The sequence below is a fragment of the Methanofastidiosum sp. genome, assembly GCA_013178285.1.
Taxonomy (GTDB): Archaea; Methanobacteriota_B; Thermococci; order Methanofastidiosales; family Methanofastidiosaceae; genus Methanofastidiosum.
On record JABLXD010000016.1, the window covers coordinates 1 to 23546 of the forward strand.

At 32.9% G+C, this 23546-nt stretch carries 23 protein-coding genes and 1 pseudogene; 6 read left to right on the top strand and 18 right to left on the bottom strand.

All coding sequences use genetic code 11. The features are described from left to right. A partial coding sequence (locus tag HPY60_06310) for a hypothetical protein (protein NPV50795.1) occupies positions 1-1309 on the top strand: 1309 nt, incomplete at its 5' end. A 59-nt stretch (positions 1310-1368) separates the two neighbouring features. Continuing rightward, positions 1369-2241 (top strand): DUF4349 domain-containing protein, encoded by an 873-nt coding sequence (locus HPY60_06315; protein NPV50796.1) that lies wholly within the window; start codon positions 1369-1371, stop codon positions 2239-2241. A gap of 13 nt (positions 2242-2254) precedes the next feature. On the opposite strand, the gene HPY60_06320 is transcribed toward HPY60_06315, so the two are convergent. The 6 genes from HPY60_06320 to HPY60_06345 form a co-directional block, all read right to left on the bottom strand. Beyond that, complete coding sequence (locus tag HPY60_06320) at positions 2255-2413, bottom strand: hypothetical protein (GenBank protein ID NPV50797.1); 159 nt, start codon at positions 2411-2413, stop codon at positions 2255-2257. A 54-nt stretch (positions 2414-2467) separates the two neighbouring features. Further along, complete coding sequence (locus HPY60_06325) at positions 2468-2965, bottom strand: hypothetical protein (GenBank protein ID NPV50798.1); 498 nt, start codon at positions 2963-2965, stop codon at positions 2468-2470. Between the two features lie 71 nt (positions 2966-3036). Next, positions 3037-3378 (bottom strand): peptidyl-tRNA hydrolase, encoded by a 342-nt coding sequence (locus tag HPY60_06330; GenBank protein ID NPV50799.1) that lies wholly within the window; start codon positions 3376-3378, stop codon positions 3037-3039. Between the two features lie 33 nt (positions 3379-3411). Continuing rightward, entirely contained in the window at positions 3412-4698 is a 1287-nt protein-coding gene (locus HPY60_06335; GenBank protein NPV50800.1) for an adenylosuccinate synthase, read from the bottom strand. Continuing rightward, the gene (locus tag HPY60_06340; GenBank protein NPV50801.1) at positions 4699-6282 is read right to left on the bottom strand and encodes an FAD-binding protein; all 1584 of its coding nucleotides are present in this window, start codon (positions 6280-6282) and stop codon (positions 4699-4701) included. Between the two features lie 9 nt (positions 6283-6291). Next, entirely contained in the window at positions 6292-8136 is a 1845-nt protein-coding gene (locus HPY60_06345; GenBank protein ID NPV50802.1) for a threonine--tRNA ligase, read from the bottom strand. 124 nt (positions 8137-8260) lie between these two features. On the opposite strand from HPY60_06345, the gene HPY60_06350 reads away from it, so the two are divergent. After that, complete coding sequence (locus HPY60_06350; protein NPV50803.1) at positions 8261-8806, top strand: UbiX family flavin prenyltransferase; 546 nt, start codon at positions 8261-8263, stop codon at positions 8804-8806. A gap of 8 nt (positions 8807-8814) precedes the next feature. On the opposite strand, the gene HPY60_06355 is transcribed toward HPY60_06350, so the two are convergent. Beyond that, entirely contained in the window at positions 8815-10170 is a 1356-nt protein-coding gene (locus HPY60_06355) for an FAD-dependent oxidoreductase (protein ID NPV50804.1), read from the bottom strand. Positions 10171-10237: 67 nt separating this feature from the next. Continuing rightward, positions 10238-10585 (bottom strand): hypothetical protein, encoded by a 348-nt coding sequence (locus HPY60_06360; protein NPV50805.1) that lies wholly within the window; start codon positions 10583-10585, stop codon positions 10238-10240. Between the two features lie 110 nt (positions 10586-10695). On the opposite strand from HPY60_06360, the gene gcvH reads away from it, so the two are divergent. Continuing rightward, positions 10696-11100 carry a glycine cleavage system protein GcvH gene (gcvH, locus tag HPY60_06365; protein ID NPV50806.1) on the top strand — a complete coding sequence of 135 codons (405 nt, stop codon included), beginning with the start codon at positions 10696-10698 and terminating at the stop codon, positions 11098-11100. Between the two features lie 195 nt (positions 11101-11295). On the opposite strand, the gene HPY60_06370 is transcribed toward gcvH, so the two are convergent. Then, a complete protein-coding gene (locus HPY60_06370) occupies positions 11296-13584 on the bottom strand; it encodes a vitamin B12-dependent ribonucleotide reductase (protein NPV50807.1) in 2289 nt (762 codons plus the stop codon). Positions 13585-13760: 176 nt separating this feature from the next. On the opposite strand from HPY60_06370, the gene hypB reads away from it, so the two are divergent. Further along, positions 13761-14420, top strand: a complete 660-nt coding sequence (hypB, locus tag HPY60_06375) for a hydrogenase nickel incorporation protein HypB (GenBank protein ID NPV50808.1) — start codon at positions 13761-13763, stop codon at positions 14418-14420. A gap of 19 nt (positions 14421-14439) precedes the next feature. Here the strand turns inward: hypB and HPY60_06380 are convergent, their stop codons facing one another. The 8 genes and pseudogenes from HPY60_06380 to HPY60_06415 form a co-directional block, all read right to left on the bottom strand. Next, on the bottom strand, positions 14440-15279 hold the full coding sequence (locus HPY60_06380; protein NPV50809.1) for a PAS domain S-box protein: 840 nt from the start codon (positions 15277-15279) through the stop codon (positions 14440-14442). Positions 15280-15357: 78 nt separating this feature from the next. Beyond that, positions 15358-15918 (bottom strand): manganese efflux pump MntP family protein, encoded by a 561-nt coding sequence (locus HPY60_06385; protein ID NPV50810.1) that lies wholly within the window; start codon positions 15916-15918, stop codon positions 15358-15360. A 71-nt stretch (positions 15919-15989) separates the two neighbouring features. Continuing rightward, positions 15990-17804, bottom strand: a pseudogene (locus HPY60_06390) (aminotransferase class V-fold PLP-dependent enzyme). A 12-nt stretch (positions 17805-17816) separates the two neighbouring features. Beyond that, positions 17817-18257, bottom strand: coding sequence for an NAD(FAD)-dependent dehydrogenase (locus HPY60_06395; GenBank protein NPV50811.1), 441 nt, complete (start codon positions 18255-18257; stop codon positions 17817-17819). Further along, complete coding sequence (locus HPY60_06400) at positions 18245-18469, bottom strand: sulfurtransferase TusA family protein (protein ID NPV50812.1); 225 nt, start codon at positions 18467-18469, stop codon at positions 18245-18247. Before HPY60_06400 ends, HPY60_06395 begins: the two co-directional genes overlap by 13 nt. Positions 18470-18659: 190 nt before the next feature. Then, positions 18660-20438: an indolepyruvate ferredoxin oxidoreductase subunit alpha gene (gene iorA / locus HPY60_06405; GenBank protein ID NPV50813.1), complete on the bottom strand. Its 1779-nt coding sequence runs from the start codon at positions 20436-20438 to the stop codon at positions 18660-18662. A 96-nt stretch (positions 20439-20534) separates the two neighbouring features. Continuing rightward, positions 20535-20957 carry an OsmC family protein gene (locus tag HPY60_06410; GenBank protein ID NPV50814.1) on the bottom strand — a complete coding sequence of 141 codons (423 nt, stop codon included), beginning with the start codon at positions 20955-20957 and terminating at the stop codon, positions 20535-20537. Positions 20958-21073: 116 nt separating this feature from the next. Next, entirely contained in the window at positions 21074-21433 is a 360-nt protein-coding gene (locus HPY60_06415) for a hypothetical protein (GenBank protein ID NPV50815.1), read from the bottom strand. 209 nt (positions 21434-21642) lie between these two features. On the opposite strand from HPY60_06415, the gene HPY60_06420 reads away from it, so the two are divergent. Next, on the top strand, positions 21643-22572 hold the full coding sequence (locus HPY60_06420; GenBank protein ID NPV50816.1) for a prenyltransferase: 930 nt from the start codon (positions 21643-21645) through the stop codon (positions 22570-22572). Here the strand turns inward: HPY60_06420 and HPY60_06425 are convergent. Beyond that, positions 22569-23405, bottom strand: a complete 837-nt coding sequence (locus HPY60_06425; GenBank protein ID NPV50817.1) for a PAS domain S-box protein — start codon at positions 23403-23405, stop codon at positions 22569-22571. The two genes, HPY60_06420 and HPY60_06425, sit on opposite strands and share 4 nt — an antisense overlap. Between the last annotated feature and the right edge of the window lie 141 nt (positions 23406-23546).

Below are 23546 nucleotides of genomic sequence, written 5' to 3' on the forward strand. Positions count from 1 at the left end.
AGAAAGGATTGGCTGCAAGACTTATCTTTTTGATTTTACAAAATCCTTTAATCTTATAGGCGTTAATATTTCAAAATTTAAAGAGATTATAATTACAACTTCCGATCATAAAGTGAATATTGAAGCTTTGAAAATATCAAGAGAATTAAATAAAGAAGCTTTAATAATAATTAACGCTCCGAGTTCAGAACATATTTCAGGACTTAAAAAAATGGGGGCTGATTTTGTTGTTACCCCTGATAGGTCAATGGCCCAAATAATAGTAAATCAACTTGAAGTTGCAACATATTGGAGAAATAAAGATCAGTTAAAAAAAATTCTTGAAAAATCTAAATCTCTAGCAATAGTAATGCATGACAATCCTGATCCAGATGCTATGTCAAGTGCTTATGCTCTCAAAACAATTGCAGAAAGCTTTAAGGTAAACGCGGATATTTATTATGGCGGAGAAATTGGCCATGAAGGAAATAAAATGATGGTTGAACTTTTAAAATGGGATTTTAAAAAGATAGCAGAACACAAAAAATATCTATTAAGAGAGTATGAAAAAGTTGCACTTATTGACATGCCAAATCTTTCTAATACAACAATATTTCCCTCAGAAATAAAGCCCGACATTATTATTGACCATCATTATACTGAAGAGGAAAAGATAGATGCAGAATTTGTAGACATAAGACCAAAAGTTGGTGCCACCGCTACAATTATGACTTCATATTTGAGAGATTTTGGGGTTGAAGTGAATGAATTTCTGGCAACAGGACTAATGTATGGAATCCTTGTCGATACCAATAATTTCAAAAGAAATTTCGAAAAAGAAGATACAGACGCAATTTATTTTTTAAAACCTAAAGTTAATAAAGAAATTTTAAACATCATTGAAAATCCAAATATGTCTTCATCCACCCTTGATGTATTGTCTAAGGCAATAAATAATAAAAAAATATATGATAAATACGTTATTTCTAATGTCGGATACGTAGAAAACCGTGAATCCTTATCACAATCTGCAGACTTGCTATTAAAACTTGAAGGGATTACCATATCCTTAGTTATTGGGATAATTGAAGATCACGCATATGTTTCTGCCAGATCAAGAGATCAAGTTATTGATATTAGTAAGGTAATTACTAAAGCTTTTTCTAAATTAGGTTCTGCTGGTGGACATATGAATTTTGCTGCTGCCAAGATATCATTGGGGGCTTTTTCTTATACCGAAGATAAAGAGATAATGGTGCGTATAGTAGGAGACACCATAACAGAATATTTCTTTAAGACTTTGAAACTGAACAATAAAGATTCAATATGAATTGAACCATATCGAAATGTATAAATATAAACCATTATTATGTTCTATTGGTGATAGAATTGAAAAAATCATATATTCTATTCGGTGTAATAGGTATAATTGCAATCCTAATGGCAGGATTTTTTGTGGGAACTTTATTTTTTGGGTCAAACATATACTCAAAAAGAGTAGTGTATGAAGAGGGAGTTTCTTCATCCCCTGGATATGGAGGAACGCCTCAAGCTGATGCGTACTCAAAGACTGGCACTCAAATTTATACTGAATCAAGTGAATTGAACTCTAATGATCGAAAAGTTGTTAAAAATGGTAATGCCAACATTGAGGTTGAAAGTTTTGATTCTTCAATATCTAAAATAAAAGAATTATCCTCTAATTTTGGAGGTTATGTAACTAACTCAAATATGTGGACTTCAGATTCAGGAACTAAAAGTGGCAATATTACAGTTAGAATACCTGAGAATAGATTTGAGGAGTTTGGAGATTCTCTTATTCAGGTTGGAAAGATAAAATCAAAAGAAACTTCCTCATACGATGTTACTGAGCAATATATGGACTTACAAGCTAGATTGAAAAACTTAAGAAATCAGGAAAAACGATATACAGAACTACTTAGTATGGCAGAAGATGTAGAGGATGTCTTGGCAATTGAAGTTCAACTAGGAAGGATCCGAGGCGAAATAGAAAGTTATGAGGGGAGAATCAAATACCTTGATAATACGACCTCATTTGGCACATTTTACATAAATCTATATGAACCACAAGAAGTAATTCATGAGTGGGGCATAAAGAACGCCTTTGACAGAGCTATAGACGCATTTATAACTTCTGTTGCGGGCATTATTATATTGGGTGGATTCTTTATACCAATTATAATACTAATTGGTATAATCTACTTAATAGTAAAATATACTAAGAAAAGAGTAAAAAAATAATTTTTTATATTATTTATTTTTTTGGAATTGATTGAGGCACATATTGAGTATTTCTTTCATTGCCTTTTAATGGAGGTTTGTTCAAAGTATCTCTTTTTCTACTTAAACCTTCAATTATAGAAAATAATACTAACAATCCTATTACAATCGCTATGAATACATAGAATTCCATAATTTCACCTTGTCATAGGTTTAAAAAAAAGATATATAAAAGTATTGGTTCCTTTTATTTGCCACAGCCACAGCCGCTTCCAGAGCCACCAGAGGACCCCCCGCCGGCAGAGTTACTTGTAGTAAGTCCCATTGATTCAGTATCCAATACAAATAGTTTTGAAGCTTTAGTGATTACAGGACCTTTCCCATCATTTGTTCTAAACCAGTACTCTATCTGCCATTCCTTAGCTTTTGGAGCTAATTCAAAAAGTTCATCTTCGTACATGGGTAAGATATACAATATTCCGTCCTTTGCGTTATTATCTGTTTCATCAGCTTTTATCATTTCTCTTCTTGAGCCATTTATGAATACAAACATATATCTGGGCATATTTCCATCTGCATCTTTGTACTCTACTTGAAATTTATACGAAAAAGTATTATTCTTGAAAGTGTACAATAAAACTCCATTTTCAAGTTCAGGGGGCGTATTTTCTGCTGCCAACATAGGAGATACAAACACAGAAATCGCCAATATCAATGTTAATATGACAATAAATATTTTCTTCATTTTTATTACCTCCAATACTGCTTAAGATAATTTTTTAAAGATTATTTATATAAGCTTTTGTATTATTTTGATTAAAGAAGTTTTAAATTGCCCACTATCTTATCTATTTCATCTTCAGGTGCCGGCCCTATACCAAGTACGGTGATAGTTCCAGGGGGGATCTCTGTTAATCCTGCATCTTTAATAAGTTCTGTTGTCAATCCGACACTTTTAGCCTCATTAAAAACTTTAAGAAGGGAATCTAAATCCTCAATCTTCAAGACAACTTTTTTCTGTCCTTCTGAAAACCATTCAGAAAAATATTTACTTTTGTTTTTTTCAGATTTAATAGCACAACTTACTGCAGCATGAGCTACTTGAGCAGAAAGTTTTCCTTTAGATAGTTTTAGATCGTCTCTAACAACAATGGCCATTTTATATTTGAATTTATTAAAAAGCCCAAACAATTATACTCCTCTAAAAAGATCTTTTATTAATAAAGTTTCATTTCTTTTTGGACCATATGAAATCATGCAGATTGGTGTTTTAGTTTGTTCTTCTATGTATTGGGTATATGTCTTTATTTCTTTAGGTAAAGATTTTGCATCTTTAATTTTACTCCAATCAAAATCTTCCCATCCGTCAAATTCGGCGTAAAGAGGCTTACATTGAGATAATATTCTCATATTTGAAGGGAAATCATACAATGTTTTTCCTTTATAATCATAAGCATAACAGATTTTTAGCTTCTTCATCCCTGTTAAGACATCAATCTTTGTTATTGCTAATCCGGAAAAGTTATTTAGAAGGCAAGAATATTTAACTAATACTAAATCTAGCCATCCACATCTTCTTGGCCTCCCAGTTGTAGTTCCAAATTCCCTTCCTTTTTCCCTTAATAAATCTCCTTCTTTATCCAATAACTCAGTTGGGAAAGGTCCTTCGCCAACTCTTGAAGTATATGCTTTAGTTATACCCACAATTCTATCAATCTTATTAGGGGATACCCCACTTCCAGTGCATATACCTCCTGAATTTGTGTTGGAAGATGTGGTAAATGGATAAATTCCATGATCTATGTCTAAATGGGTTCCTTGGGCCCCTTCCATTAATACATTCTTTCCCTCATCATAGGCTTTATTTAAAAAAACTGAAGTATCTTTTACGTAATTTTTCAAATAGCCCCTATAGGAAACGTATTCATCATATATAGCTTCAATATCTAAGTTTAAATCTTCACCAAATGCATCAAATATTTTTTGCTTTATTGGAACGATTAAATTTAGTTTTTCTCTAAAAACTTCGAGATCTAATAAATCAGAAAATCTAATGCCAAAACGAGAGATTTTATCAGAGTAACATGGGCCTATTCCTTTTCTTGTTGTTCCTGCTGCATGAGCGCCCTTCATCGTCTCTTCAATTCCGTCAAGAATCCTGTGGTAAGGCATTATTATATTCGCCCTATCACTTATAGAGATATCTGGATTGAATCCATCTTTTTTTAATTTTTCAATCTCTTCAATCAATACTTTAGGATCAACTACAACTCCATTTCCCAGAACTAGAGATTTCCTGTGTACTGCTCCAGAGGGCATTAGGTGAAACTTGTAAGTCTTATCTCCAACTACTATTGTATGCCCTGCATTATTTCCACCTTGAAATCTAACAACGATATCCGAATTTTCAGCAAAAATATCAGTAACTTTCCCTTTTCCTTCGTCTCCCCACTGGCTTCCTATTATTGCTAATAACAATTATCTCCCCTCGTATTCTATTTCTAATCCTTTTTTTATTATGATTGCCTTTTTCCAATTCTTATCTTCTTTTGGATAATCACTTCTATAATGTGCCCCTCTTGACTCCTTTCTTTCAAGAGCGGATAGTGCTACGGCCTGAGCTACAAAAATAATATTTCTTAATTTAAAGTATTCTAAGTAATTTTGTGTAGAATTTATTTTTTCGAATTTATTTTTTATTTCAGAAAACTGTTTGATTGCGGCCTTTATTCCTTTTTCATCTCTAATAATTCCAAGATATACCCACATAATTTCTCTTATCTCTTTAATCAAGTCTTTTTCGGAAGAATTTTCACCTAGTTGAGGTAAGGAATCGGTAAAACATTTTATTTCGACATGATCAAAGCTATTGGATAATGCAAAATCTGCAGCACTCTTTCCTGCAATCTCTCCAAATACCAATGTTTCGGCTAGAGCGTTACCTGCAAGTCTGTTGGCACCATGTACGCCACCTGCAGTTTCTCCACAAGCAAATAATCCCTTGACATTTGTTTCACAGTTATGATTTATCTTTATGCCTCCCATGAAGAAGTGGCATGAAGGCTTAACTAAAAGATTTTCCTTGGTTAGATCTATACCTTTTGATAAGAAAAAGTCTAATTCTTTTGAATATTTTGTTTTAAGAATATTATCTGGAACTTCTTTATAAGAGATATAAACTCCCCCATCAACACCTCTGCCTTCAAGCGCTTCGGTAAATATGGCTCTTGACATTACATCTCTAGTTGTTTTTTCTAAAAGATTTGAATCATATTTACCAATAAATCTTTCACCCTTACTATTTAGGAGTGTAGCCCCATCGGTAAAAATAAAGGGTAGTACTAAATAAGATTTTAGGGCAACTGTAGGGAAAAATTGTACATATTCCATGTCAATCAAAGATGCTCCAACATCAAAACTTAGAAAGTATCCATCTCCTTCGACATCAGATGTATTTGTGGAGTTCCTGTAGGTATTTCCTGCACCTCCTGTAGAGAGAATAATAGACTTAAATGAGATTTCTAAGAAATTGTTTCCATCGTATACTACACTAGATAAAACCCTGCCGTTCTTTTCAAAGAGTTTTACCATATGTGTCTTTTCAAGGAATTTTATGCCATCATTTTTTGCGTATTCCATTAGTTTCAAGGGAATTATTCTTCCACATCCTGGGCCGGGTGGTTCTACTCTTACAGTTCTTGCAACTGAATTGCCACCCGATAGATTAAGAATAAGATTTCCATTTTCTCTTTTAAATTCAATTCCATAATCTTGAAGAGAAAGAATGGAATTTTTTGCATTTTCAGATAGTATTCTTGCTAATTTGGGATCGGACACATTAGCCGAGCCCTTCACTATGTCTTCATAGTACAGTTCAGAAGAATCATTTTCTGAAATAGGCGCATTTAAAATTCCTTCAGAGATTGAACTACAGCCGCCTTTTCCAACATATCCTTTTGTTAGTATTATTACATCCTTAACATATTTTTTTGCTTCTATGGCGGCCCTTAAACCTGCAAGTCCGCCGCCAACGACTAATACATCACATTTTATTTTTTCCATTCTATACGCCTACCTAAAACTGGCCCTTAAAGAAAGCTTTCTTGGTAGCGGTAATGGTCTTGTTGGTTTTCCTTTGATAATCTCTAATATGGTATTCTTAAAGTCTTCAACTGTTAGATTCTTTTGAGAAGAATCCTCCCTAGATCTTATATTTAAGTTAGAGTTCTTAATTTCGTCTTCTCCGATAACAATAATGTACGGAACCCAATCTTTTTCAGCTTCCCTTATCTTTTTACCAAGTCTTAGATCTCTGTCATCTATATCTACTCTTATGCCTGCTTTCTCAAGTTCTTCCAAGACTTTCAAAGAGTATTGAAGTTGCTCTTCCCCTACTGGAAGGACTCTTGCCTGGGTAGGAGATAACCATAATGGAAGCATTGGTTTTTTACCTTTTTTAGATTCCATATATGCTGTTTCAAGAAGTGCATATAGATTTCTTTCAATTGCGCCAGAAATTGAAGCATGCAACATTAGAGGATATTTTTCTTTTCCATCTTCGTCAAAATATTTGATTTCAAATCTCTCAGTATTTTCTATATCTATTTGGACAGTTGAAAGGGCCGAAGCTTTATTTAATGAATCAACAAAATTAAACTCAAATTTCATGACAAAGTAAAATGGCCTTTCGTCCCACATTTCAACTAAAACAGGTCTCTTGATTAATGACATTAAAGTATCGACAAAATCCCTGTTTTCATCATAAAATGATTTGACAAACCTTATGGCAACTTCATACTTAAGTTCTAGTTCATCCATCCACTTCATTGATAATTTGAATTGTTCGATGAATTCTTTCTTTGCATCGTCCATTGAAGGGGCAAGGGTATGCATATCTGGCATTGTAAATGCCCTTAATCTTCTTAATCCAACTAACTCCCCTCTTTGCTCCCTCCTAAAACTATATCTTGTTAATTCATAAAGCCTTAGAGGAAGGTCTTTGTAAGATATGATCATGTCGTGTTTCATAAGATATTGGCCAAAACATGCTGCAAATCTTAGGAAGTAATCATCATTACCAGATTTAACAATATATTGTCTTGCCGGGAATCGATTTAGGTACTTTGAAAGCATTGGATGAGTAATACTATACATAATTGGTGTTTCTACTTCCATTCCACCATATTCTAGGATGCTATCCGTAACTTGTGTTTCAAGTAATCTCTTTATGAGAACGCCTTTTGGGTACCACCTTAAATTTCCCGGGTCCGATCCTTTTTCATAGTCGACAAGTTCTAAATTTTTCATGTACTCTACATGTGGAGGAACCATATCGACTTTTCTAGAATGGGTTACCTCATATTCCGCCAATTTTTTAAGGCCTTCATAATTCTTAAAATCAAATTGATTTTGAGGTATAAGATTTAATGAAGGGTCAAGTATAAACCAATTTGATTTGATCCTTTCTTCAGCTTTTAATGCTTCAGAAACAACTTCCCCCTTACCCTGTGATTTTATACTTCTAGAAAGTTCAGACAATGGGTGCCCCTTACATGAAACCTTAAAGGCTTTATAATATCCAAAAGGAGCTCTTTTTACTTCAAAGTTAGGTTTTAGTTTTGCTTCAAGATCTTTTAGAATTTTGACTGCAACGTCAGGGGAGGCAAGTTCATTGCTCAAATGAGCGTAAGGGTAAAGGAAAATTTTTTGCGATTTAACAGATTTCGAAACTTCTGTTATCTCATTTATTGTATTTTCAATTACGGAGTCGTCATCCCCTTCTTCAACAGCCGCAAAAACAGAAAGACAATCTTCCATTCTGCCCTGTTTCAAAGAATCTTCAATTACTTCAGCTATTTTTGTCTTTGAAGTTATTTCATACTCTAAATAGTCGCTATGTATTAGAAGAATCCTCATAGATTCACCATTAAAAGGATTATATTATAGAAGGAATCTTAAAGAGTAACTTATATAACTTTCGGAATATTTTTAATTATTTTAGAAAGGTAAATCTTTAATAGTTACAATTACCATATAATGTATGGAAGGAATTCTTGCAATAACAGGTGCCAGCGGGGTTATTTACGGCATCAGATTATTAGAAAATCTCAAAGGAAAGATAAATTTAGTAGTTAGTGAAGGTGCAAAAAAAATAATTGAAGACGAAACTGAATATAAAGTAGAAAATTTAAACAAATACGCGTACAAAGTCTACAAAAACATTGAAATAGATGCGCCAATTGCTTCTGGAAGTCATCCTTTTAATTTCATGGTGATTTGTCCTGCTTCAATTTCTACTATCTCAAAAATAGCAGTAGGCATACAAGACAATCTAATCACAAGGGCGGCTGCTGTTGCCTTAAAAGAAAAAAGGAAATTAGTAATTGTTCCGCGAGAAACTCCATTGACTTCAATTAATCTAAGGAGTATGGCAATTTTATCTGAAGAAGGTGCAATTATCCTCCCTGCTATGCCCGCATTTTATCACAAGCCAAAAAATATGGAGGAAATGATTAACTTTGTTGTTGGAAGAATCTTGGATCAAATAAGCGTTGAAAATAATTTATTTAAAAGATGGGGAACTTAAATAAAATGTTATTTTATTCTTTTTAGTACAAGTTCCGCGCAAATTTGAACTGGATCTATTGTAGAGGATATGGGAGGGCTATAACAGTTTTCGATTTTTGCTAATTCTTTAATCTTAATACCTTTCTGAACTGCAAATCCTACTGCAAGTGTTCGGGCAAATATCCCCTCTTCGCCAATAGCTTGAAATCCTAATATGTCTCCTTCTTTAGAAGCCAAAATTTTGATAATAACATCCTTATGCCCTGGATAGTATTCTGCCCTTGATTTACCTTTGTATTTCGCTTTCACATATTCTACCCCCATTTTGGATAGATCATCTTCTGTTAATCCAAATGCACCTATTTTTAAATCAAAGAAATCCATTATTGCGATATTAATTACGGGTTCCAGTTCTTGGGTTCCCCCGACTGAATTAATGCCTGCTATTTTCCCCCCTCTAACTGCATTTGTCCCCAGGCTAGAAGAAAAAGATTCTTTAGTGAAATGGTATTTAACACTTGCACAATCACCACATGCATAAATCTTATCAATCGATGTCTCAAGCTTTGAATTAGTTTTAATCCCCTTCTGTATTTCAAGTCCACAATCTTTGGCTAGAGAAGTATTTGTGCGGGTCCCAGAAGCCATTATAATAATATCAGATTCAATTAACTCATCATCTACTTTTAATCCCTCTAATTTATCTTCACCAACTATATCTATACTAGCTTTGTCACTTATCAGATTTATTTCTTTAGATTTTAAATATTCAACAATTAATTCGCTCATGTCGCTATCGATTTGTTGTCTTAATGGCCTAGCCTCTTTAGAAACAATTGTTACATCAAGCCCCCTCTTCTTCAGAGCATAAGCCATTTCTAAGGATATTCTACCAGAAATACAGCCTTTACAACCTGCTTTACAGCCCCACCCATATGCATATATAATTGCTTTTTTTGAATTATCAATTTTATTAGATAGTTCTATGGAGTCAGCCATAGTCCTTATGAAATAAATCCCTTTAGGGTATTGATAGCCCATCTTATAATTGCAGGGAACTGCTCCGGTTGCAATAATTAAAGAATCATATTCTATTTCAGAGTCATCACTAAATATAACTTTTTTAGATTGGGCATCAATTTTTTTGATTTCCTTTTTGAGAAGAAGTTTAATATTTTGTTTTTCATAGAATTCTTTCGGGAAAATTATAAGCTTATCAAAGTTATCAATATCCCTGGATACTGCATAAGGGAGCCCGCATAAAGAATATTGGGGAAATTTTTGTTTTTCAATTATTGTAATCTCGGCACTTCTGTCAAATTTTCTTGCTTCAAGAGCTGCTTCTGAACCTGATGCACCCCCTCCAATAATTACAAGTTTCATTTAATCTCCTATTAATGATAAAATATGCCAACTTATTAAATTATCTTTCGATTTAAAAAAATTAAATTTAATGTAATTTATCCAGCCTATTTATGAGATCAGCTTCAATAAGTTTATTTATTGCTCCATCAACAGTTACTTCTTCTGTAATAACAGCCCTAATGTTGTTTCTAACAAGATCGTTATATATCCCCATTCCCATTCCGTAACAAATGACTAAATCACAGTCTTTAATGTTATTAATCATGCTTGAATGGTCACAGCTTCCACATTGTCCGTTGCTTTTTCCAATATTTTGTCGGTATTCTTCATTCAATATTTTTTTACTGTCAATATCAAATACTCTAAATCCTAAGGTTCTTCCAAAGTGATGAGATATGTTGATCTTATCATCTGTTGCCACAGCTACTTTCATGACATCACCTTTATGAATAAATATTCACAATATTTATAAGGCTTGCCGTTATAAAATATTTAATTAGTTAAAGTTTTAAATATACTGAAAAAGAAATATTTGGTGTTTTAATGGAAATAGGAACATATTCGTTTAAGGATGATTTATTATATTCAAAAACACATGAGTGGATTAAGATTGATGGGGATACATGTATTGTGGGTATAGATGATTATTCGCAAAGAGAAATAGGAGAAATAGCATTTATCGAACTTCCAGCAATTGGTACTAATGTGAAGCAATTCGAATTATTATGCCAAATAGAATCTGTCAAAACTGTTTTAGACATTTTTTCCCCAATCTCTGGAAACATAATAGAAACTAACAAAGAAATTGAAAATTCTCCAGACCTACTGAATACAAAACCTTATGATTCCTGGATATGCAAAATAAAGTCTACAGATCTTGAAGAAAAAATCAATTTAATGGATATAAAAGAATATTCAGAGTATCTAAAAAGTCTAATAGATAAATAATCGATTGCCTCCATACTGGATCTCTTCTTAAGATAACAGCTAGATATCCTTTGAATCTAACTAATGCATAGAAGGGGCTATAAAATAGTATAATTATGGGAGATATTAAGAAGTAGTAAAGATCTTTTCGCTCTTTTACAACAAATAACGAATATATTGAGATAGCACTTCTTAAAAATGATTAAAAAAATTAATTTAACATTTTGTATAACCACAGCATTTACAGCTAACGCATCCTTCAGAAAAAACTAATACTTCACCACATTCCGGGCACTGCGCAGGCATTCCTGTATGATTAGATCCGCCATTTGAGGTTACTACAACATCGAGTCTTTCTTGTTTTGTATTAAGTTCTTTCTTAATGTATCTATCCAAAACTATAGCTATTGCATCGGCACATGAATGAACTGGCATACCTTCATCCCATGTTGGCATTGGGCACCTTATATGTCTTAACTGCTCTAGAATAGATTCAATTCTTATTCCTGATCTCAAAGCCAATGAGATTAATCTTGCTATTGCTTCATTTTGACTTGCTGGACAGCCTCCGGATTTACCCATTTGCATAAAGATTTCACAAAGCCCATATTCGTCCTCATTTATTGTAACATAAAGATTGCCACATCCAGTTCTTATTTTTTCTGTGAATCCTTTGGTAACTTTTGGTCTTGGTCTTGGAGCTTTTTGAATAGCAGTTTCTTTTTTATTCACTTTTCCAATGTTCAAAACTTGTTCATCTCTAGACCCATCTCGGTATATAGTGATTCCTTTGAGCCCACTTCTATATGCTAAAAGGTACGCTTGCATAACATCGTTCTCAGTTGCACTCTTTGGAAAATTAATAGTTTTAGAAACAGCATTATCAGTATATTCTTGAAATGCTGCTTGGATTCTGATGTGCCATTCTGGAGTAATATCGTGGGCAGTTACAAATATTTTCTTAATGTCATTAGGAACTTCATCCATATCTTTTAGAGTTCCCTCTTTTGCAATTTTCTTCATTAAGTCTTGATTATAAATTCCCCTTTCCTTGGATATCTCGGCAAACACAGGATTTATTTCCAAAAGCTCATCTTTATCCATAACATTCCTGATATAGGATATTGCAAATATTGGCTCAATTCCACTTGAACTGCCCGCTATGAGACTTATAGTGCCTGTTGGTGCAATTGTGGTAACTGTAGCATTTCTAATTGGAGCTTCTCCTCTCTCATAAAATACACTCTTTTCAAAATTTGGGAATGGCCCCCTCTTTGAAGCAAGGTCTCTCGAAGTTTCTGTGGCTTCTTCTTTTACAAAATTCATTACATTTTTTGCAAGGTCAACTGCGCCTTCTGAATTGTAAGGTATCTCCATTTTAAGTAGCATATCGGCGAATCCCATAACCCCTAATCCTATTTTCCTATTACCTTTTGTCATGTCTTCGATTTGAGCTAAAGGATACCTATTGACATCAATAACATTGTCTAAGAAATGAACAGATTTCTTTATTACTTCCCTTAGATGATCAAAGTCTATTTCATATCCTTTAGAAGATTTCTTTAAGAACTTTGAAAGATTAATGGAGCCAAGATTACATGATTCATATGGGAGAAGTGGTTGTTCCCCACAAGGATTAGTGCTTTCAATCTCACCTATGGCAGGGGTTGGATTCCCTCTATTTAACCTATCAATGAAAACTATGCCGGGTTCTCCATTTTTCCACGCCATATTAACTATAAGATTAAATACCTCTTTTGCATTTAATTTTCCTTCTATTTTTCCATTTCTTGGATTAAATAGTTCGTAGTCTTTTCCACTCTCAAATGCTTCTATAAACTTATCTGTAATTGCGACAGATATATTAAAATTATTAAGTTTAGTATTTTCTTCTTTGCATTTAATAAAGTCTAAGATATCAGGATGATCAACTCTTAAAATGGCCATATTGGCTCCTCTTCTCGTTCCACCCTGTTTTATCGTCTCCGTGGCTGTATCAAATACAGTCATGAAGGAAACTGGGCCACTAGATATTCCTTTAGTTGTTAGGACTACGTCATTTTTTGGTCTGAGTCTTGAGAAAGAAAAGCCTGTTCCTCCCCCACTTTTATGTATTAAAGCAGTATATTTTATTGCATCAAAAATACTATCAATAGAATCATCAACGGGTAAAACAAAACATGCAGATAACTGTCCGAGTTCCCTTCCAGCGTTCATAAGTGTTGGTGAATTTGGAAGAAATTCAAACTTTGTCATCATCTCATAAAAATCTCTAGTTAATCCTTCAACATCAGCATTGCCATCATAAATTAAATCTGCAATTGCAATGCTTTTAGCAACTCTCAAAAAAAGATCATTTGGATTTTCTACAACATTTCCTTCTTGATCTTTTTTTAGGTACCTCCTTTCTAACACTTTTATCGCATTATCTGATAAATTTAATGGCTCTTCTGCATAATCAGTGTTACCTATCTTATCATAATTATAACCTTCAGAAACTGCCATGCTAATATAAATCCCTCCGGAACATACGTTGTCCAAACTATTTTATTGATTAATTTGTTAATTATAAATCTTTTGGTAAACGATTTTTAAAATTTGATATTGCAAAAATTATTCTATTTTGACATGGACACTTTTTATATGATTAATTATTTAAATAAATTTTATTTTTTAATATTATGCATAAAACTGCAGACATAGAGATTGAGAAAGATATAATAAAAGAAAACTCAATGATAGCTAGCGAAAATAAAGCACTTCTAAAAAAGTATGGGATCAAATCTTATAATGTAATGGGGGCCATAGGCTCAGGGAAAACTTCTCTAATTGAAATTGCAATCGATGAATTAGTTAAAAAAGGAAAAAGGGTTGGAATTGTAGCAGGGGACGTAGTTGCCGAATATGATTCTAACAGATTTAGAAAACATGATTGCCTAGTAATCCCCCTAAATACCGGAAAGGAATGCCATTTAGATGCTCATTTGATTTCTCATGAACTAGAATATCTTGAGGAACGAGGAATCCTACAAGATCTTGATTTCCTTATAATGGAAAATGTTGGGAATTTGATATGCCCTTCAGATTTTACTCTTGGTGAGGATAAAAGAATTGTTATAGTTAGTGTAAGTGAAGGGGACGATATTGTACTGAAACATCCCACAATATTCAGATTTTCGGATATATGCGTAATAAACAAAATTGACATTGCTGAAGCTGTCGATTCAAGCCCAGAAAAAATGAAAAAGGATTGTCTGTCTCTAAATCCAAAAATAAAAATTATCAAATCATCTGTCAAGAAAAATATAGGGATAAATGAATGGCTAGAGATATTTGAATAAATAAATTATTTTATTATAGTTACTTGTAATTTTTCAAAAACTTCCTAGTATCTTCTGTGTCCATCCAGCCTTCATCTAATTGCTTTATAATTTCATCGATTCTTTCGATCTGCGTGGTTAGGCTTTCTTTTATTTCAGGATCAGTGATTCTGACTTGGGTGAAAGTATTGAGTATTGCCAAGGGATTTCTAATATGGTCAATAAGATGTGCAAAATGTTCTATATTATTTTCTATTTGGACTAGGGCTTTCTTTCTTTCTGTAATGTCTCTAAATGCTGTAACAGAACCTACAACTTCATCATTTTGTATAATAAATTTATTGTTAGCTTCAACTGCAATGAGAGTTCCATTTTTGTGTTTCAATTCAAGTTCTATTTTATCTCCAGAATGATTGCCTATGCCTTGTCTAAACATTTTAGCCAAATTAGGAACGTACTTAACATCAAGAATACCCACATCCATAAAACTTTTTCCCAATAATTCTTCTTTTTTATATCCTAGTTTAATTTCAACTCTTTTATTGATGTCAAGTATTTTTCCATACTTATCCACATAGAGTATAATGTCCCCAACCGTGTCCAATATAATATTATGTTTTCTTTCGGCATCAGATATTATTTCTTGTGAAGATTTGATTTTGTTAAATCCGCGATTAATAAGGTAAAATACCAAAATTGAAGTTAAGATAATAAATAAAATGCCTTTGAAAGTTTGAAAAAAAACTAAACTGGGAACATCTGTTACTAATGTTACTAAAAAAACATCAGAGAATAAAACCCAAAGTATGCCCATAACTAAATAGACAGTTACGATGATGATTGGATTGCCAAAGGAAATTTTTTCATCAGATTGACTCATAATAATACCTTTTAATTGATGAGATTACTTTAATTAATCTTAGATTAATTGTTATATTAACTTATTGGTAAAATTTATCTAGTAAAACAAATGATCAAGAAGTATTCTAAAGCCTATGAGGATTAGGATTAATCCTCCCAGTATCTTAACTTTATTTTCAAAAAAATGGCCAAATTTATCGCCTATAAAAAATCCAATGAAACAGATAATAAAAGTCACGAGTCCAATTATTAAAATTGGTAAAATAATATTGACTTTAAGAAATGCAAAACTTAGGCCTATGGCTAATGCATCAATGCTAGTTGCTATAGAAAGAACCAGCAATACTTTATTGTCAAGAGGATTGAATTGTTCTTTTTTGGATTCTTTTTTCATAGTCTCATATATAATTTTTATTCCAAGAAAAATCAAAATAAAAAAGGCTATCCAGTGATCGAATGATGAAATAAAATCTGAAATTTTTAACCCAGAACCCCACCCTATCAAGGGCATAAAAGCTTGAAATAATCCAAAAGCTCCTGCAATTTTTATAGCGTCTTTTATTTTTGGCGAGTTTATAATTAATCCACTTGTAACAGAAACAGCTAACGCATCCATTGAAAGCCCGATAGCAATTAGTAAGATAGTTATTATTTCCATCCAATCACTCAATAAAGTTGATAACTCTATAGAAATGAAAATGGATTCTATTTTTAAGAATAACTAAAAAATTATTCTATAAAATCGACGATTACTTCTTTGACATCCCAAAGAGTTTCTATTTTTTCTTTAATCTCCTCTTTTATTGAGGCTGCGAATTGATGATTAAGAGGTAAATCAATGGTAAGAAGTACTTTCCCATTATCAATTTCAATCTTTTTAATTAAATTTGTTCTAACTACGTCAAGCCCCGTTAATGGATTCATAACTTTCTTCAATCTGTTATTAACAATTTCTATTGTTGTCGGAACTTTTTCAGCTATAATTCCGTGTTTTTCTTCATAGTTTTGGATAGCTGCCCTCAATCCTTCAACTGCCAATACAGAGCAGTGTGCTTTAATTGGAGGTAATCCTCCCAAGGCTTCTGTTGCTTGTTGCCATGTAATTTTCTTTGCTTCTTCAAGTGTCTTACCTTTGGCCATGTCTGTAATAATTGACCCTGTCGCTATATTAGATGCACAGCCGTAAGACTCAAACTTAATATCTTCAATAATATTGGATTTTGGATTTACTTTTATATAAACTGAAACCATATCGCCGCAAGCTGGACTTCCCTCGGTCGCCTTTCCATCTGGATTTTCTATTTTGCCCACGTTGTGTGGATGGCGAAAATGCTCCAATACCTTTTCATTATATGGAAATTTCATTTATTTCTCCTCCTCATTTATTTTACCCAAGGGGCTAATTTTTCTAAGCTCATTCACGACTTCTGAGATATTTTCAACGATTGAATTAACATCTTCCATGGTATTATATCTTCCAAATGTGAATCGGACCGAACCGTGTGCTCTCTCATGATCACCGCCAATGCCCATTATAACATGACTTGCTTCAAGAGATTTACTGAAACATGCAGACCCAGTGCTAACTGAAAATCCTCTCATGTCCAAGTGAAGTGTAATGGATTCACCTTCAACATAATGAAATGTAACATTCACATTTTGAGGTATCCTCTTTTCTTTATGTCCATTGAGAGTTGTATCTGGTATTTCTGACAAAACTCTCTTAATAAGATGATTTCGCATCTCCCCTATTTTTTTATTTTCTTCAGGAGTTACTAACTCTATGGACTTAGCAAATCCAACTGCTCCCGGGATGTTTTCAAGTCCCGCACGTTTATTGAACTCTTGGAACCCTCCATCCATCCACTTTGATATTTGAGTATTCTTACGAATAAATAGGGCCCCTGTCTCTTTTGGCCCATGTATAGTATGGGCAGACAAAGTGACCAAATCAATAGGAATTTTTTTTAAATCAATTGGGACTCTTGTGAATGTATGGGTTGCATCGGTGTGGAAAAGCACGCCTTTATTCTTGCATATCTCTGATATTTTAGAGATATCTTGCATAGTTCCAATCTCTTGATTTGCATGTTGAATTGAAACAAGTATTGTATCTTTCCTTATCGAGCTCTCAAGTTGGTCAAGATTTATTAATCCATACTGGTCAACATCAAGATAAGTTACTTCAAATCCTTGCCTTTCAAGACTTTTTGCACTGTTTAGAACGGGGAAATCTTCAATTTTGGATACGATTATATGTTTCCCTTTTTTTTCTTTGAGTGACATTGCAACTCCTTTAAGTGCCATATTACTTGATTCAGTGCTGCCTGAAGTAAAGACGATTTCTTCAAAATCTGCACCAATGTAATTAGCTATATATCCCCGAGCTTCGTCTAGAGCTTCTCTTGCTTCAATCCCTAAAGAATAACCAAATTCTGAAGTTGCGACTGCATATACATCAAAATAATATTTTTTCATAGCTTCAAGAACTCTTTCATCAAGTCTTGTGGAGGCAGCGTTGTCCAAATAAACATTTTTTTCCATTATAACACCACACTAAATGAATAGTGTCATTCTTGACTCCATTGCTTCTTTGATGTAAGTTCCGACTGAACAATAATCACTAATTAGGTCTTGCCTTAAGTCTTCAGGGTTTACTCCCATTACTTCCATAGTCATGTCGCATGCCAAGATTTTGCCCCCAAGTTCTTTGAAATCTGTAATCATTTTTTCAAGAGAAGCAACATTTGCTTTTTCCATTCTTTTTTTAATAATCATTTTTCCTAGACCTAGCATGTTCATCTTTGAGAGTGGGCCCTTGTCAAGTGCACCTTTTTTCAATCTCTGAAGTCCAAAAAAAGTGAAATATAACGATACTTCCATGCCCATTGATAAAGCTCCGTTTCCAATTATTAAAGCACTATAAATTTTGTCCATGTCTCCGCTATGAACAATTATTGTGGCTTTATTAAGATGTGAGTGATTTACTCCTTGCATATCTTTATTTTCCAAGTATTGCCCTCCTCTTCAATTGATACAATCTTATACCCCAAAGCCTTTACTGCCATAGGTATCTCTTTCTTAGAAGCGGTATGTGTTCCCTCGATCTCAACAATATCCCCAATGGCTGCTTTACGCAAAGCTTTTCTGCACTCAACTAAGGGTACAGGACAAGTTTGACCTTTTACATCAACTTTTATTTCAGACATGAATTACCTCCAAAGTATAAGTAATCTCTAATAGTACTATTCATTATATTGAACTTTTTAATAATAAAAAAGTAACGGCATTAAATAATATACATAAAAATTTTTATTACTTTTAAAAAAATATAGAATATAACTATAAAGGATATTCAATATGAGGTAATGATAGAAGGCATATTATTATAGTAAGAAATTACCTAATAATTGCTTCTACAGGACAAATATATGCACATAGTCCGCATCCAGTACATACTGAGGGATTAATGCTTGAGTGGCCATCTTTAAATTCTAATGCAGGGCATCCTGATAGTTTTATACATGCTTTGCATGCACGACACATAGAGACTTCAACCCTATAAATCGGCCTCTTTTCAATCCCTTTTAGAAGAACACATGGCCCACGAGACACAATCACATATACCTGTTCACTTTGAAGCCCTCTTTTTAGAGCTTCTTCAATACTTTTAACGTCGGTTGCATCAACAACCTCAACTGGAATGTCCATGCCTGCTATCAACTTTTCTATAGATACAGATCCTGCAGGTTCACCCATGGCAGTTAACTGTGTTCCGGGATGGGGCTGGTGGCCAGTCATGGCAGTAGTTAAGTTATCAAGAATTACAGCCACTATCTTTGAATTATTATATTTAGCATTGATTAAGGGAGGTATACCTGCGTGGAAAAATGTTGAATCCCCTAGAGTTGCAACTATTGGTTCTTTAGTTGATTTTGCAAATCCACATGCGACCCCAAAACTTGCGCCCATTGAAATACACGTGTCAACTGTTTGGAGAGGTCTTGAGAATCCTAGCGTATAACAGCCGATATCGGAAGGGAATATAGCTTTGCCTCTAGTTACTTTCTTTATTGCATAAAATGTCGATCTATGTGGACAGCCTGCACATAACAGCGGAGCCCTATTTGGAACAATAATATTTTTAGATTGTTCTTTTGGAAAGTCAATCCTAAAGAATTTGGATAATATTTCAGTTACAAGATCGGTTGAAAACTCACCAGTTCTTGGAAATATAGTTTTACCGTATAGCTTCAAATTTAATTGATTTTCAGAGATTAAAATTTTTACATCATTTTCAATTACTGGTTCAAGTTCTTCGATAATTACTACTTTCTCTAAATCTTTAATGAATGACAAAACTTTATTTCTTGCTAGGGGGTGGGAAATCCCAACTTTTAATATAGGTAGTTTAATACCCAATATCTGAAGTGACTCCATCAAATAATTGAAAGATGCCCCTATAACAATGACTCCGACCTTTCCTTCTCCTGGAATGGTATAGTTTAGGTTAGAATCTTCAACGAATTCTCTTATTTTTTCTATTTTATCTAGAAGTTTTTTGTGTTGTATTCTTGCATGTGACGGGACAGCTACATACCTTGTGATATCTTTTGTGAATTTTCCTTCTCGCTTTTGGATATTAATTTCCCCTAACTCGACGTCACCCCTACCATGGCATACTCTAGTAGTCGGCCTTAAAATTACAGGTGTAGAAAATAATTCGGATAAATCATATGCGAAGAGTATCATGTCCCTTGACTCTTGAGGAGAAGATGGATCCAAACAAGGCACATTTGCAAATCTTGCAAATATTCTGTTATCTTGTTCATTTTGAGAAGAATGACAATCGGGTTCGTCAGCAGAAACAATAACTAATCCTCCATCAACTCCCGTATAAGCTAAAGTCATCAATGAATCAGAAGCAACATTTACTCCAACATGCTTCATTGTAACAAGGGCTCTTTTTCCTGCCCATGATGCACCTATGCCCACTTCAAGGGCAACTTTTTCATTAGTAGAAAATTCAACGTAAGCACCATACTGCTTGGCAAATCGTGCAGCAGTTTCTGGAATTTCTGTAGAAGGAGTACCAGGATAAGCTGCAATAATTTCAACACCGGCTTCAAAAGCACCTAAGGCAATAGCTTCATTGCCCATTAAAAGTTCTCTTTTCATGATTTATCAAAGATAGAGTCTTTTAAAAAACTTATTATTACCATTGAATACCCTAATACAAGAATAATTAATCAAAATAAAGGAAATATGGGAAAATTACTCCATCTTAATGTCCCAAGTCAATTCTGCTGTTAATCCTAGAATAACAGTTATAGGGCAAAATTTTGTCATTACTTCTTTTATTATTTCTTCAACTAACTCTTTTTCAAGTTTTCCTTTTATTTTTATATTTGCATGAATTTTTTCAAATATTCGGGGATAGATATCTTTTCTAGTTCCTTCAACTACTACATTAAAATACGTATAATCCTTTTGCATTTGTCTCAATAAAATTTGAGTATTGACAGCTATACATGCACCAGCTGTAGCGAGTAATCCTTCTAAAGGAATGGGATGATTTCCACTGCCCCCAAAAGCTTTTGAAGCTGCAAAAGGGATTTCATGCCCGACGCTATCTACCCCTAAATATTCCATATCTTTTTGCCAACTTACAGTTGCCCTTAATATATCTTTAGCCATATTATTCACCCAATAATAATTACTTTAATTATATTTAAACATATTGAAAGGTAGGATCTAAAGAGTAGCTTATACATTACTCTATCCCACATTTACATATTTTATTAATAAATGAATTACAATATTTCTCTGTCTTTAGGCCAAAATATTATCTTATTTTCTTCAATGCGTTCTTCTATTTCATAATCGCAAAGCTTTCTAATATATTCTAAATCATTTACTTTTATTCTATTTTGAGATGTTATCATTATAGAGATATTATCCTTTAATGAGTTGGATATATCTTCCCATGTAACGTTCTCCATTTTGGCTTTAATTTTTAACTCTTCTGAAACTTCAAAGTTTTCATTTGAGAGGCTTTGTGGAAATTCTATTTTTTCGAGTTTTACACCTTTAACGGGTAAGGATAAAATGTATTTCAATGTATCGACAAAATATTTAGGTTCAATTTCATTAATAATGATTTTTGTTTTCATATGTATCAAATAATAGAATTCCTTCCCATTTATATATTTTATATTCGTCTTATGAATATTATCTACTTAGGCGGCTAAATTAGAAAAAAATTATTTATGTCGATCTTTTTTCTTCCCCACATGTAAATTTTATAATTAATTTGTTTTAATTAAAGTTTATTATTTTTAATTTCCGTAAAAATTAAATATATCAAGTTTTTATTTTATACATGAAGTCATTTTCTATCCAAAATAAAATAATTAATATCCTAAAACTTGGCAGATTCTTTTTTGTGTTTGGGGGGTTGTTCCTTTTCTTGGTAGGGGCATTATTTGCAGTCTTAATGGGGGCAGAATTAAATTTTGGGAAGTTAATTTTTGGTTATTTCATACTATTCTTGGGCCATTTATCGGTATCGTACAGTAATGACTATTTTGATTTTGAAGCTGATAAATTTGGTGAAAAAACAAGTGTAAGTGGAGGTAGCGGAATATTACAGAGCGACCCGTCACTTAGAAAAGTTTCCAAATGGATGGCGATATCATTGATCATGATTTCAATTATTCTTGGGTTTATCTTTACACTTTATTACAAGTATTCATTGGTCTTTTTGGGATACGTAATTTTTGGAAATCTTCTAGGCTGGTTTTACACAGCGCCCCCATTAAGATTGTCATATCGAGGGCTTGGGGAAATATCAACTATGTTTGCAATAGGTTTTGTGGTTCCTGGTATGGGTTACTTCGTAATGAGAGGTTTCATAGATACTTCTTACTTGCTGTTCACTATCCCCCTTCTAATGTACGGCATTTATTTTATTTTAAGCGTAGAGATACCTGATATGGAAACAGACACTTTAAGTGGAAAGCGGAGTTTTGTAACAAAAAATGGAAGGAATTTAAGCCTAAAAATTATATTTTTGGCAGCGTTATTTTCATCAATAACTTACTCAATATTTCATATAATTAATCTGTTTGAGTTAAATATAAACTTCCTAATAATATTTGTGCTATCTTGGATACCACTCTTATTTAGTTTAATGGGATTGAACAATGATTCAAAAATAAAATCTGTAAAAATCGCCTTCAAAAACTTAAACGGATTAATACTTTTTGCATTTTTAACAAATATTTATTTTTTAATTAAAATAATATTTTAATGGGAAGAACTATCCTTTTCACTTGTATAGAGATAACTTATCATTTCACGACTTTGAATAAATTTCTTAAACTCTTCAGACTCGTGCCACCCTTCATCAAGTCTACAATTTATCTCATTTATACAATCTATTTGTTTTAATAGTTTCTTAGAAATATTTGGATCCTTGATTTTTAATTCGGCTATACCAGTTATTACTGCTAATGGATTTCGTATTTGATCTATCCCTGTTGCGAAGTACTGAATGTTTTTCTCAATTTGATTTAGAGCCATTTTTAATTCAGTTATATCGCTACCAATGGATAAAACAGACTCAACTTTTCCATCTAAATTTTTGACAGTTGTATCCGTCCAATAAATCCAAACTCTTTCACCATTTTTTTTAATGTTTTCGTTCAAGGAAGATATAAACTTTTTTTTAGTGGTAAATATTTCAGAAATAATATTCCCCATTGATCTGCCCTGGGTATCAAATTCTGGTACAATATTGCCAATTATATTCTTCCCAATGATATCTTTCTCGCTATATCCAAAATATTCCAATCCATATTTGTTCATTGAAGAGACATTCCCTTTTTTATCAAATGTCAATATTATTGAATTTGCATTGTCTATAAGGTCTTTATAGTTCTCTTGACTTATCTTTAAAGCTGCCTCTGCTTTCAGTAAGTTTGGGATTGCCCAATGCATTATTTCAGAAACTATTAACACTATAATCGTTAAAACTACTAAAGTCTGGACAGAATTTAGAATAAATGTTTGCTTAGTAAAAATACTGATTCTTGAAGAATCATATATTATAAAAAAACATAAAATATCAGCAAATACTATCATAGAATAATAAATACGCCGGGAGTAAAAAGGAGATATAAACAATATAAAAACAACAACAAGAAACATAAATTGAATTGGCAGCCCATAAAGAATTATTAAAAATCCGAATAACATTAACAATAGAATAAAGGTTGTATAAAG

Bases quoted from the DNA above. Each gene is read 5' to 3' on its own strand.
- HPY60_06380 (NPV50809.1), bottom strand. From the start codon at position 15,279: ATGAGTCAATCTGATGAAAAAATTTCCTTTGGCAATCCAATCATCATC.
- HPY60_06395 (NPV50811.1), bottom strand. From the start codon at position 18,257: ATGCAAGGAGTAAATCACTCACATCTTAATAAAGCCACAATAATTGTT.
- HPY60_06415 (NPV50815.1), bottom strand. From the start codon at position 21,433: ATGAAAACAAAAATCATTATTAATGAAATTGAACCTAAATATTTTGTC.
- HPY60_06370 (NPV50807.1), bottom strand. From the start codon at position 13,584: ATGGCAGTTTCTGAAGGTTATAATTATGATAAGATAGGTAACACTGAT.
- HPY60_06330 (NPV50799.1), bottom strand. From the start codon at position 3,378: ATGGCCATTGTTGTTAGAGACGATCTAAAACTATCTAAAGGAAAACTT.
- HPY60_06355 (NPV50804.1), bottom strand. From the start codon at position 10,170: ATGAAACTTGTAATTATTGGAGGGGGTGCATCAGGTTCAGAAGCAGCT.
- HPY60_06350 (NPV50803.1), top strand. From the start codon at position 8,261: ATGGAAGGAATTCTTGCAATAACAGGTGCCAGCGGGGTTATTTACGGC.
- HPY60_06325 (NPV50798.1), bottom strand. From the start codon at position 2,965: ATGAAGAAAATATTTATTGTCATATTAACATTGATATTGGCGATTTCT.
- HPY60_06400 (NPV50812.1), bottom strand. From the start codon at position 18,469: ATGTCTGAAATAAAAGTTGATGTAAAAGGTCAAACTTGTCCTGTACCC.
- gcvH (NPV50806.1), top strand. From the start codon at position 10,696: ATGGAAATAGGAACATATTCGTTTAAGGATGATTTATTATATTCAAAA.
- HPY60_06360 (NPV50805.1), bottom strand. From the start codon at position 10,585: ATGAAAGTAGCTGTGGCAACAGATGATAAGATCAACATATCTCATCAC.
- HPY60_06345 (NPV50802.1), bottom strand. From the start codon at position 8,136: ATGAGGATTCTTCTAATACATAGCGACTATTTAGAGTATGAAATAACT.
- HPY60_06410 (NPV50814.1), bottom strand. From the start codon at position 20,957: ATGGCTAAAGATATATTAAGGGCAACTGTAAGTTGGCAAAAAGATATG.
- HPY60_06425 (NPV50817.1), bottom strand. From the start codon at position 23,405: ATGATAGTATTTGCTGATATTTTATGTTTTTTTATAATATATGATTCT.
- HPY60_06320 (NPV50797.1), bottom strand. From the start codon at position 2,413: ATGGAATTCTATGTATTCATAGCGATTGTAATAGGATTGTTAGTATTA.
- HPY60_06385 (NPV50810.1), bottom strand. From the start codon at position 15,918: ATGGAAATAATAACTATCTTACTAATTGCTATCGGGCTTTCAATGGAT.
- HPY60_06420 (NPV50816.1), top strand. From the start codon at position 21,643: ATGAAGTCATTTTCTATCCAAAATAAAATAATTAATATCCTAAAACTT.
- iorA (NPV50813.1), bottom strand. From the start codon at position 20,438: ATGAAAAGAGAACTTTTAATGGGCAATGAAGCTATTGCCTTAGGTGCT.
- HPY60_06340 (NPV50801.1), bottom strand. From the start codon at position 6,282: ATGGAAAAAATAAAATGTGATGTATTAGTCGTTGGCGGCGGACTTGCA.
- hypB (NPV50808.1), top strand. From the start codon at position 13,761: ATGCATAAAACTGCAGACATAGAGATTGAGAAAGATATAATAAAAGAA.